Genomic DNA, 10498 nt, shown 5'->3' with positions numbered 1-10498 from the left:
TTCGTATGAGTTCAGGCGGTAACTGGATCGCACATATACACGGTCGGCAGAACCACCGACACAGGCGTCTCTCCCACGGATTGTGAGAGAGTCTCGGTTCGAATCCGGGAGTCGGCGTAAAGGCGGCCAGAGCGGTGGGGAAACACCCGTACCCATTCCGAACACGGAAGTTAAGCCCACCAGCGTACCGGGAAGTACTGGAGTGAGCGATCCTCTGGGAACCGCGGTTCGCCGCCTGCCCATTCATTCGGGAGGATACTCCCACGCGGCCTTCGAGCCCACGGACACCGCGTCCGTGGGCTTTTTTCATGTGTAGCGAGCGAAGCCGCTCGCGACCGCTAGGCTTAAACGCTCGACTGCGGTACCTCTGGTAGCGCCAAGGTGGCAGAGTCTGGTCAGACGCAGCGGCCTGCAGAGCCGCCCAACGCCGGTTCAAATCCGGCCCTTGGCTTTTTTCGAATCCGACCCAATAGCGACTCGCTCGGTGAGTCGATCAGTCTCGTATCCGCGCTTCAGAAGTCGCCGGCGTCGAGCACTTCGTGCGGGATGTTCTCGTCGCGGAGCCGCGCCGTGTGTTGCGGCAGCTGATCGGCCGTAACCACCAACAGCACGTCCAGCCCTCGCACCGCGGCTTGGGCGACGGCGTCGGTCGTCCCGAACCGGATGTCCGGGTGCATGTCCGCCCGCGTAGCGAGCGCGTACGCTTCGGTTCCGGCGACGGCGAGGAGACTGTCAGAGGGGCGGGTCTCCGTGAGCAGTTCGGCGTCCACCGACGCGGTGTCCGTGACGGCCGGGACGGGGAGCACGGTGACGTATCCGGTGTCGTAGTCGACCACGCCTTCGAAGTCGGCGACACCGACGGCGTTGCCTGCCGTGGCGGCGGTGACGGTGACCGCCGTCGCCGTTCCGCCTGCGGGGTTCGCGTGGAGGACGCCGTTGCGCATGATGAGTCCGACGTTGCTCCCCTCGGAGACGTCGTCCATCGCGATCGCGGCGTCAACGTCGACGCTGCCGAGGACGTCCGAGCTGACGCGGTCGAGGTACGCTTCGAGGCTGTCGGTCCGCGAGATCAGCCAGTCGACGCCCTCTTTCGTCACTTCGTAGCGTCCGCGCCCCTCTTTTTCGACGTAGCCGTGTTCGACGAGGTCTCTGACGTAGTCGCTGACCGCTTGCGATGTCACGCCGATCGCGTCGGCGATCTCCGTTTGGCTCACCGCGGGCTGTCGAGCGGCGATTTCCACGAGGACTTGATACCGAGTCGCGTCGCGCTTGCTGTCGAGGACCTCCGGCGGAGCCGCCCTGTCGGGATCCGTCATTGGTGGTGTTCGGCGGCGCGCAATTAAAGTACTGTTGCAGTAACCCCCGGTCAAGGGGCGTCTCTCGCCTGGTGACGAATCCGGTGTAGCTTCCGCTGTACCGGGTCAGAACCGCTTGACTGTCGTTATCGTCGCCTTGCGCTCGTTCGGGGTCACCGCCTTCCCGCCGGCGGCGGTCTGTACGCTGGGGCGTCGTCGTACCGCATCGATCGGCGTTCCGCCCCGGTTCCGTTTTGCGGCACAGGAGCGCGGCTTAGTAACCGTTATACACCGGGTGACCCATGCTGGAACTATGCAACGACGCGCTGTGGCCGTGTACGCCGCGCTCTTCCTTCTCGTTGCGGGCGTGGCCGGTGTTATCACTGTGACGGCTGAGAGTCCGGAGGTCGCCTTCGAAAGCCCCGACTACGAACTGTCCTCCGGTGACACGTTCGAAGTGAACGGCACGGAGTACGCCGTCGCCGAGATCGCCGAAGTCGAAGAGGGGGGTGGTGGCCACGGTGGGAGTGCCGGGACCTCGATCGTGGCGACGCTCGAACGAGAGGTGGTGGTGGATCAGTCCGAGACCTGGGCGAACGAGTCCACGGTCACGGTTGACGATCGCCAGTGGCGCGTCGAGATCGCCGGTGACGACCCGTCCGCGTTCACCCTCGTTGAGGTGCTCGACCGGCAGGCGATCCTCGAAGCCGACGACAACGCGGACAACGAGACGGTTGCGCGCGACGACGGCGAGTACGTCGTGGTCACCGAAGACGGCGAATCGACGCTCGTTCCGGCGAACGAGTACTTCCCGGCCCCCGAGGAGCAGTCGTACGCGACGGGCGACTCGTTCCAGTACAACGGACAGTCGGTGACCGTCGATCAGGTCACCACCGGTCAGGCCGTGATCGTCTGGGAGGCGACCCAGACCAACACGATCGAGGTCACAAACCATGCCACGGTAACGCTCGGTGGGGCGGACTTCGTCGCGAACTTCCCCGACGCCTCTACGCTGACGATGTCGGACGACATCGAGGGCTACGAGGCGCAGGTCGCCGAAATCGACCAGTTCCAGCAGTATAACTCCGGACTGACGCGCGTGGTGATCCTCGCGCTGTTCTCCGTCGTGCTCCTGCTCTCGGCGGCGTTCGTCCCGTCGCGATACTGATTGCCGCTGCGGTCGCGACTCTTTTCGGTCTCCGTTCGGTGCCGTTCCGGTTCCGTTTTCGCTTTGCCGTCGCGACGAGTCGAAGTGCACGCGCCAACAACCGGCAAGCTATACTATCCGGGCCCGTTGCGAGGCGTATGACCGATACCGCGGAGAAGATTCGCCAGCTCGCCCCGCACTGGGGCGTGATGTTTGTCGTGATGTTCGTCGTGTTGGCGCTCGTCGAGCGGGTCGTCGGACCGCTCTCGTTTCTCCCGTCGATGCTTCTCGTGTTCGTCGTCGCGTTCGGCTATCCGGCCGTCGTTCGCGCTCTCGGCGTTGCCCCGCCGGTCTGGCAGCGGCCCTAGGCGCCCCCTCCGCGGACGGGGCCGACTCGGGCCCTCGCGATCACTCCTCGGCGGCGTCTCGGAACGGCGCCACGAGGCGCTGACCGTACGTCACTGAAACGACGCCGAGGACGAACGAGACGACCGCGGCGGCCGCGATCCACAGCGTGTTCGGGTGTTCGAGTCCGGAGTGTAGCAGTATCTCCATGCCCTCCGGTTCGTGCTGTCCCGATTAAGAGGTTCGCTTCGCGGCGGTGGCCGCTCCCGTTCCCGCGCTTCCGGTGGGCCGGACGCTCGACCGGATAACACCGATGTCAGCCGGTGGCCCGGCGGTCACTTTCGCTTTTATACGCATCCGCCTCGTACCGGAGGTATGAGCGACGACACCCCGGCACCGGTCACGCCGGAGCGCCCGGACGCACCGTTCCACACCACCGGCACCGACCACATCACCGTTTGGGGGAGCAACGAGGCCGACACGATCGCGTTCTACCGCGATCTGCTCGGGATGCCGCTCGTCCTCCGCCAGCCGAACCTGGACGATCCCTCGCAGACGCACCTGTTCTTCGACACCGGCGACGGGCGAATCTTGACGTTCTTCGTGAGCGACGACCGACCGTCCGCGCGCGGTCAGCGCGCCGGGACCGGCGCCGTTCACCACCTCTGCTTCAGCGTCGACCCCGACGAGTACGAGGACATCATGGCGGCGTTAGAGGAGGCCGGCAAGGGATACAACGTGTTCGACCGGGGGATCTTCCACTCGATCTACACGCAGGACAACAACGGGCTGGTCATCGAGCTCTCGTCGGACAAGTACGAGATTCCGGACGACCGCAAGGGAGAGGTGCTCGCGACCGCCCAGCGCATCCGCGAGGAGGACGGCGCCGACTTCGCGCAGGACCGCCACATGGAGGCCGCCTTGGAGGAGCTCGGGATCCCGGTGAACAAGCACGACTTGCCCGACGCCGACGCGGGCGTCGGCGTATGAGCCGGAGAACCCCCCACGCGGGCGACGATCCGCACGCCGACGAGCCGCTGGTGACCGCCGGTGCCGACGCCGAGTCGGCGAACGCCGCCGTCGTCCTCGTTCACGGCCGCGGCGCGACCGCCCGCAGCATCGTCGAGTTCGGGGAGACGGTCGCCGGCGACGACGCCGCGATCTCGTCGGCGGCTTCGCCGTCGACTGTCAGAGAGACCTCCGGTCTCTCACTACTCGCGCCGCAGGCGGCCGCGAACACGTGGTATCCGAACTCCTTCCTCGCGCCGGTCGCGGACAACGAGCCCGGTCGGAGCTCCGGTCTCCGAGCGGTCGGCCGAGCGGTCGAGACCGCGATGGACGCGGGGATCCCCGCCGAACGCGTCCTCATCGGGGGGTTCTCGCAGGGGGCCTGTCTCGCGAGCGAGTTCGTCGCGCGGAACCCCACGCGCTACGGCGGGCTCGCGGTCCTGAGCGGCGGACTGATCGGCGAGTCGATCGCGCGCGACGACTACGTCGCCGACGCGGCGGGCGAGGCCGACGGAGACGCCAGCGACGCGCTCGCGGGGACGCCCGTGTTCCTCGGCTGCAGCGATGTCGACCCGCACATTCCCGAAGAGCGGGTCCACGAGACCGCCGAGGTCCTGGAGGCGCTCGGCGGCGACGTCGAGACCCGGATCTACGAGGGGATGGGTCACGGGATCAACGAGGAGGAGACGGCGTACGTCTCCGAGATGGTCGCCGAGCTGGCGTAGATCGGCGCCGAGCGGGCCGTTTCCGGCCTGCCCGTCACGCCAGCCACTCGTCCGGCTTCGTGTCGTAATCGACCTCGTCGGCCGCGATCCGCTCCCGGATCTCCGGATCGAGGTCGTGTTCCGTCACCTCGCCGCCGTCGTACTGGAAGCGCACTCCGACTTCGTCGCCCTCGGGCTCGGTCCCCCGCCGCTTGGCGCGGCGGATCGCCTCGTCGGAGTACTCGACCCGGATCGTCGCGAGGTTCACGGGCCTCCCCCACAGTTCGAAGACGCGCTCCACGGTCGCCTTCGCCGACTCCTCGTTGAGTGGCACTCCGTTGTACCGGTGGCCCAAGAGGAGCTCTCCTCGGTTTCGGAAGTTGCCGTCGAGCACGACGATCATCGGCTTCCCGAAGTTCGTGAACTGCAACAGGAGCTTCTTCCGCACGTCGTCGGCGTCGACGCTGGCGACGCGGTGCTGCTCGGCCGCCCGGCTGTACTCGTAGGTGAAGTAGTTCCCCTCGCGCACGAACTCGTCGGTGAGGAACGCGTCGATGAACGTCACGTCGTTGTGGCTCTCGCGGATCTCGAGCATCCGGTCCCAGCCCGCCGCGCGGTCCACGTCGGCCAGCGCCTCGTCAACCGTCGCGTATCGGTCGACGTCGAACATGTATCGCGCCCGCTCGGCGAGCGTCTCCCGCGAGACGTTCCGGAGGGCGCCGCGGTGTTCCGGTCGCGAGAGGACGTAGTGACGCTCCGCGAGCCCCTCGCGCGTGAGCAGGCGCCACGGGTACCGTTCGATGTCCGGGCCGGCGTCGGGATCGATCGCTCCGTCGTCGCCCCTGGCGGACAGCGCCCGATCGACCGCCTCGGCGTCGACACGGGGGTCGCCGTCGGCGGCGAGGTCGGCGAGCGCGTCGAGCGTCGCCGGTCCCGCCCCGGCGATCGCGGGGTGGGGGTCGAGCGCTTCGGCGACCGCATCGAGGTCGACCCGCGAGTGGAAGTTCTCGGGCGTCACTCCCTCGACGCGCAGCAGCTTGTCGATCACGTCGTGGCGGGCGGCTCGCAGCTCCACGTGCGTCCACAGCTCGAAGCCGAGCTTGTAGGGGTTGAGTCCGGGCGACCCGAGCACCCGGGACATGTGGTCCGCGTACGTGAGGAACTCGTCGGGGCCGGCGAACCCCTCGCCGCCCATCATGACCGACTCCCAGTACGTCGCCCACCCCTCGTTCATCACCTTTGTCTGCTTCTGCCCCGCGAAGTAGTACGCCTCCTCCCGGAGCGCGTCGATGACGGTCGTCTCCCACGGCTCGCGGTCGACCGCCTTCCCGCTGTCGGGGTCGTACCGCTTCCCGTAGTCGCGCAGGAACGCGAGCACGTCCGGCCGCGGCTCCTCCGGCTCGACGCCCTCGCCCCTGGCCTCGAGCCACTCGTCGTCGAACACGTCGCGGCGCACCTCCTCGGAGAGGTCCAGCTCCGCGATCCGGTCTTCGATCGCCGCGAGCGCGTCGTCGTCTGGCCCGTTCACGTCGTCCGCGATCCCCGGCTCCTCGACCGACCGCGCGGCGTCGACGGGGTTGTGCTGGTCGATCGTGTCCTCCAACGCGCTCACGGCGTCGATCAGGCGCTCGACCTCGTCGCGCTCGACCGCCGGGCGGTCGGCGATCGCCGCGATCCGGTCGGCGTTGCGCTCCAGCCGCGCCGCGGCGTTCGGCCCGTCCGCGCCGCGGTCGGCGTACAGCCCGAACCACCGGTTGTTCGCGAAGAAGTCCGCGTGCGCCTCGACGTGGGTGATCACGGCCTTCTGGTCGGCGTCCGCGTTCGACTCCTGCAGGAACGCGTGGCTCGGATCGTCGTTGTTCACGATCTCGAACGCCTTCCCGAGCCCGTGGCGGTCCTTCTTCCGCTGGCGCTCGTAGTTCATTCCCCACCGCCAGTGCGGGTACCGCCGCTGGAAGCCGCCGTACGCGATCAGCTCGTTCATCTCGTCGTGGTCGACGACCCAGTACCGGACCGGATACGGCTCTAACCCGAGCCGCTCGGCGAGATCGCGGGCCGCCTCGGCGGGCTCGTCGAGCGACTCCGCCTCGCGTTTCGCCTCCACGCGCTCGTCTCTCATCGGCGCTCACCCCCTCGGCCGCTCGCCGCCTCGCTGACGGCGGCGTCGCCGTCGCCCGCCGCCTCCGTGCTGAGGATCTCGTAGATGGCGTCGGTCACGTCGTCGGGCTCCGAGACCCGCGCGACCGCGACGTTGTCCGCGTCGCCGAGCGCGTTCTCGACCTCGTCGGCGTGACGCGCGTTCGGCGCGGCGCCGCCCGGCTGCGTCTCCACGTACGCGTGGAGGTTGGCGTCGATCGACTCCATCAGCGGGATCACCGATTCGGTCGTGTCGGTGCCGGCGTTCTCGGAGTCGCCGGCGGCGAACACGTAGCGGTTCCACTCGCTGTAGGGGTACTCCTCCAAGATCTCCGCGACCAGCTCGTAGGCGCTGGAGATCCGGGTGCCCCCGCCCGACTGGACTCCGAAGAACTCCCCGCGGTCGACCTCCCACGCCTCCGCGTCGTGGACCACGTACCGGAACTCCGCGGCGTCGTACTTCCCGGTGAGGTACCAGTCCATCGGCGTGAACACCCGCTCGACCAGCTCGCGCTTCGTCTCGCGCATCGAGCCGGAGGCGTCTCGGACGTTCACCACGACGACGTTGCGCTCGCGCTCCTCGATCACCTCCGGGTGGCGGAACCGCTCGTCTTCCCGGCGGAACGGGACGCTGTCGATCCCCTCCCGGCGGATCCGATGAGACACGGGCTCGCGCTCGATCTCGTCGTCGAGCGCGTCGAAGCTCTCCCACCGGTCGAGCGTCGCCACTGGCTCGCCGCGCTCCTCGGCGAGCGTCGCCGCGGCGTCGGCGATCCACGTCCGCGAGACGGGGACGCCGTTCCCCCGCGCCCACGCGAACACGTCGTCCACGTCGGCGCCGGCGACGAACAGCCCCTCGCGGACGTACTCCCCGTCGAAGTCCGTCGCGAGGTGCCGCTTCAGCCCCCGCTTGAAGAACTCGTCGACGTCGAGAGTTCCACGCGGCCCCGCCCTGGCGGTGTCGGTGAAGTCGCCCTCCACCTCCTCGACCACGCGCTTCCCCTTCGGTTCGAGGTCGAGCCCCAGCTCCTCGTCGAGTTCGCGCGCGAACTCCTCCGGGTCCATCTCGTAGTACTCGTGCTCGCCGCCCTCTTCGCCGGGGTCTCCCTCCTCGTCGCCGTCGCCGGGCTCGGGGTCGACCGGCTGGCCGGGCTGGGGTTGTCCGCCCTGTCCCTGCCCGACGCCGCCGGCCTCCCGCCGGTCGTACTCGAACTCGGGGAGGTCGACGATCTTCACCGGGATCCGCACCCGGTCGGGGCCGGAGCCGCCCAGATCGCCGTGGCTGATGAACTCCGCGAGGTCGGCGCGGCGCTCCTCGCCGACCTCGCGGAAGCGCTCGCGGTCCTCGGTCAGTCCCACGTTCGACCACCTCCGTTCCGGCCGCTGCGGCCGTCTCCCGACTCCGTCGAGGGGTCGCCGTCCGGGGAGTCGTCGACCAGCCCCGTCCACTCGTCGCGGACGCTCCGCATCACGGCGCGGCTCGTCAGCTCGGCGGACGCGGGGCTGTACCCCCGGTCGACGAGGCGCTCTATCGCGGCCGCCTTGGCGCGCTCCGTCTCGGTGTCGGCGGGCGGGTCGGCCCACTCGGCCGGGTCGAGGTCCGGGAACCGCCGCTTCACGTCCGCGAGGTCGTTCGACTCCAACACCACCTTCAGCTCCGGAATCCCGCCGAGTTCGACGTCGTCGACGCTGAACGCGTCGCCGCGGTTCCGCCACGCGTACCGGGTGAGCGCGCGGATCACCCTCTCGCGCCGGAACCGCGCGACCGGCTCGGTGGGGTCGGTCCCGCGGTAGTCGCTCTCGTCGAACCGGCCGAGCGTCTCCGTCTCGAACACCTTCATCGCGAGCGCGTCCGGCTCCTCCGGGCCGCGCTCGGTCTCGACCGGCTCGTCGGCGTCCCACGCGTACACGTGTTCGACGTACTCGGCCACGGTCGCCTCCGGAACGGTCTCCGCCGCGAGGATCGCGTCGACGACGTCCGCCCGCTGGCGCTCCCGCACGCGCTCGGCGACGGGCCCCCTCCGGCTCTCGAACTCCGCGACCTCCGACCGCGAGAACACCGGTGCTTCCGAGAGCCCCTCGGCCATCGCGTCGAGCACGTCCGTCGGCGTGATCACGCGTTCGACCGGCAGTTCCGGGTGGGCGCGGTCGGCGTCGGAGCCCAGCAGCTCCGCGATCACGTCGCGGACGTAGGTGACGGGGACCCCGTTTCGGCCGTCGCCGTCGCCGAACTCGACGTCGTCGACGGTGATCCGCTCCTCATCGCCGCTCCGCTCCCGCCGGATATCGCCGGCCTCGTACAGGTCCGCCTTCTCGACGAGGCCGATCCCCGCCGGGAGGTCGTCTGTGTCGAGCCGCGTGACGACCGCGTACAGCGCGGCCGCCCCGACCGCGTGGGGCGCGAGCTCGCGCTCCGTGACCCCGCCGTCGCCGTCGCGGACGCCGATCGTGAGGGCGGCGGCACCGGGCTCGATCGCGGGGTCCCGCGCCGGATCGTCGGGGGGACCGGTCTGCCCGTCGGAGTCGGTCGAGCCGGTCGAGCCGGTCGGGCCGGTCGGGCCGTCCGCAGCACCGACCCCGACCTCTCCGTCGCCGTCGATCCCGTCGACCGTCGGCACGCCCCGCGGCCCCCCGACCTCGCGTCGCAGCAGCTCCGCCTCCAGCCGTCGGTTCGTGAGGTACCGGAACTCGTGGCGGGTGAGCCGTCGCTTCAGCGCCTTCAGCGGGTCCGCCCCCTCGCGCTCGGCGTGGCGGTCGAGCTCGGCGTCGAGGTCGGGGTTCGAGATGACGACGAGCTGGGTGTCCAGGTCCATCCCGATCCCCTTGTCGAGCTTCACGCGCCGCTCGTCGGGGACGTTGAGGAGCCGGCGGAGGAGGTCGGCGTGCTGGCTGGCGTCCTCGACGATGGTCGCCACCCCGTTCCCCTGCGAGAGCACGCCGTCGTAGCTGAACGCCTGCGGGTTCTTCCGCCCGCGCGAGTCGAGCTCGCGGAGCATCCCGCCCATCCACGAGCCGACGAGCCGCTCCTTCGGGCTCCCGTCGTCCTCGGCGTGGAGCACGCCGATCCCCTCCCCCACGTCGACGACGTAACTCGTCACGCGGAGGTGGTCGCGATCGGTGATCGCCGAGAACAGGTCCCGACGCCCCTCGTCGCGGTACACCGATTCGAGGTGGTCGTACGCCTCGCGGCTGAACGGGTCGAGGTCCACGTCGGCCGCGATCGGGTAGGCGTCGTCGTCGACGGCCTCGGCGATCGACTCCCGGACCGCCTCGGGGAACACCGAGAGCGGATGCGTCTGGACGGGGCTCCGATACCACGCCCCGGCGTCGCCGCCGTCTCCGTACGAGAGCGACGCGGCGCCCGTGTTACCCCCGCTTCCGACGCTCCCTCCCGCCCCGGTGACGTTCCACTCGACGGTGTAGCGCCGCCCGGCGTCGGTCTTCGAGAACTCCCGGAGCCCGTTCACCAGACACCGCTTGAACTCCGACTTCCCGGTGGCCGTGGGGCCGTCGATCCAGACGATCGTCTCGTCGTTCCCGCGCCCCGCGGCGGCAGCGCGGAGGTCGTCGACGAACGCGTTGAGCGCGACGGTGTTGCCCAACACGGCGTGTTCCCCGTCGTTGAACGGGTCGTCGAAGAACCGGAACCGCTCCAGCCGCTCGCCGCGCTCGCGGACTTCGCGGGTCCCCTGCGACTCGACGGCCGCGAGGAGGTACCGCGCCCCGGAGGCGGCCGCGGTCGGGTTCGCCAACACTCGGTCGACGTACTCGTCGAGGCTCATCGGTGGGTCGTACGCCCCGCGAAGGGCCTCGTCGGCGTCGCGGACGAACGCGCTCCCGTCCGGCGTGTCGCGTTCGCTCAT

General features: G+C 69.5%; 9 protein-coding genes, 1 tRNA gene and 1 rRNA gene. 6 read left to right on the top strand and 5 right to left on the bottom strand.

The genetic code is table 11. The features are described from left to right. Window positions 1–118 precede the first annotated feature (118 nt). Together rrf and ACT4MF_RS05890 are read left to right on the top strand one after the other, a co-directional pair. Window positions 119–240: ribosomal RNA gene (rrf, locus tag ACT4MF_RS05895) — 5S ribosomal RNA — on the top strand. Between the two features lie 135 nt (window positions 241–375). Beyond that, window positions 376–451, top strand: a tRNA-Cys gene (locus ACT4MF_RS05890). Window positions 452–512: 61 nt separating this feature from the next. Here the strand turns inward: ACT4MF_RS05890 and ACT4MF_RS05885 are convergent. Next, window positions 513–1316: a DUF7839 domain-containing protein gene (locus ACT4MF_RS05885; RefSeq protein ID WP_444682021.1), complete on the bottom strand. Its 804-nt coding sequence runs from the start codon at window positions 1314–1316 to the stop codon at window positions 513–515. A gap of 292 nt (window positions 1317–1608) precedes the next feature. Here ACT4MF_RS05885 and ACT4MF_RS05880 point away from each other — a divergent pair, with 292 nt between their 5' ends. After that, window positions 1609–2463 (top strand): DUF8231 family protein, encoded by an 855-nt coding sequence (locus tag ACT4MF_RS05880; RefSeq protein ID WP_512053239.1) that lies wholly within the window; start codon window positions 1609–1611, stop codon window positions 2461–2463. A 137-nt stretch (window positions 2464–2600) separates the two neighbouring features. Continuing rightward, a complete protein-coding gene (locus ACT4MF_RS05875) occupies window positions 2601–2810 on the top strand; it encodes a hypothetical protein (RefSeq protein ID WP_099255357.1) in 210 nt (69 codons plus the stop codon). A 40-nt stretch (window positions 2811–2850) separates the two neighbouring features. On the opposite strand, the gene ACT4MF_RS05870 is transcribed toward ACT4MF_RS05875, so the two are convergent. Then, the gene (locus ACT4MF_RS05870) at window positions 2851–2997 is read right to left on the bottom strand and encodes a hypothetical protein (RefSeq protein ID WP_444682020.1); all 147 of its coding nucleotides are present in this window, start codon (window positions 2995–2997) and stop codon (window positions 2851–2853) included. Between the two features lie 165 nt (window positions 2998–3162). Here ACT4MF_RS05870 and ACT4MF_RS05865 point away from each other — a divergent pair, with 165 nt between their 5' ends. Then, complete coding sequence (locus ACT4MF_RS05865) at window positions 3163–3777, top strand: VOC family protein (RefSeq protein ID WP_099255356.1); 615 nt, start codon at window positions 3163–3165, stop codon at window positions 3775–3777. Next, a complete protein-coding gene (locus ACT4MF_RS05860) occupies window positions 3774–4520 on the top strand; it encodes an alpha/beta hydrolase (RefSeq protein ID WP_444682019.1) in 747 nt (248 codons plus the stop codon). Before ACT4MF_RS05865 ends, ACT4MF_RS05860 begins: the two co-directional genes overlap by 4 nt. 34 nt (window positions 4521–4554) lie before the next feature. Here ACT4MF_RS05860 and ACT4MF_RS05855 read toward each other — a convergent pair whose 3' ends face one another. From ACT4MF_RS05855 to ACT4MF_RS05845, 3 genes are read right to left on the bottom strand one after another with little or no spacing between them, the layout of a single operon-like run. After that, the gene (locus ACT4MF_RS05855; protein WP_444682018.1) at window positions 4555–6618 is read right to left on the bottom strand and encodes a SpoVR family protein; all 2064 of its coding nucleotides are present in this window, start codon (window positions 6616–6618) and stop codon (window positions 4555–4557) included. After that, a complete protein-coding gene (locus ACT4MF_RS05850) occupies window positions 6615–7994 on the bottom strand; it encodes a DUF444 family protein (RefSeq protein WP_444682017.1) in 1380 nt (459 codons plus the stop codon). Before ACT4MF_RS05850 ends, ACT4MF_RS05855 begins: the two co-directional genes overlap by 4 nt. Next, a complete protein-coding gene (locus ACT4MF_RS05845; RefSeq protein ID WP_444682016.1) occupies window positions 7985–10498 on the bottom strand; it encodes a PrkA family serine protein kinase in 2514 nt (837 codons plus the stop codon). The genes ACT4MF_RS05850 and ACT4MF_RS05845 overlap by 10 nt, the downstream gene beginning before the upstream one ends.

Origin of the sequence: Halorubrum sp. FL23, from assembly GCF_052439115.2 — an archaeon.
Taxonomy (GTDB): domain Archaea; phylum Halobacteriota; class Halobacteria; order Halobacteriales; family Haloferacaceae; genus Halorubrum; species Halorubrum persicum.
Note: the sequence above shows the minus strand (reverse complement) of the source record. Positions and strands in the feature narration are given on the sequence as shown.

Excerpts from the sequence above, each read along its gene's own strand:
- ACT4MF_RS05885 (WP_444682021.1), bottom strand. The coding sequence starts at position 1,316 with ATGACGGATCCCGACAGGGCGGCTCCGCCGGAGGTCCTCGACAGCAAG.
- ACT4MF_RS05880 (WP_512053239.1), top strand. The coding sequence starts at position 1,609 with ATGCAACGACGCGCTGTGGCCGTGTACGCCGCGCTCTTCCTTCTCGTT.
- ACT4MF_RS05875 (WP_099255357.1), top strand. The coding sequence starts at position 2,601 with ATGACCGATACCGCGGAGAAGATTCGCCAGCTCGCCCCGCACTGGGGC.
- ACT4MF_RS05870 (WP_444682020.1), bottom strand. The coding sequence starts at position 2,997 with ATGGAGATACTGCTACACTCCGGACTCGAACACCCGAACACGCTGTGG.
- ACT4MF_RS05865 (WP_099255356.1), top strand. The coding sequence starts at position 3,163 with ATGAGCGACGACACCCCGGCACCGGTCACGCCGGAGCGCCCGGACGCA.
- ACT4MF_RS05860 (WP_444682019.1), top strand. The coding sequence starts at position 3,774 with ATGAGCCGGAGAACCCCCCACGCGGGCGACGATCCGCACGCCGACGAG.
- ACT4MF_RS05855 (WP_444682018.1), bottom strand. The coding sequence starts at position 6,618 with ATGAGAGACGAGCGCGTGGAGGCGAAACGCGAGGCGGAGTCGCTCGAC.
- ACT4MF_RS05845 (WP_444682016.1), bottom strand. The coding sequence starts at position 10,498 with ATGAGCGAACGCGACACGCCGGACGGGAGCGCGTTCGTCCGCGACGCC.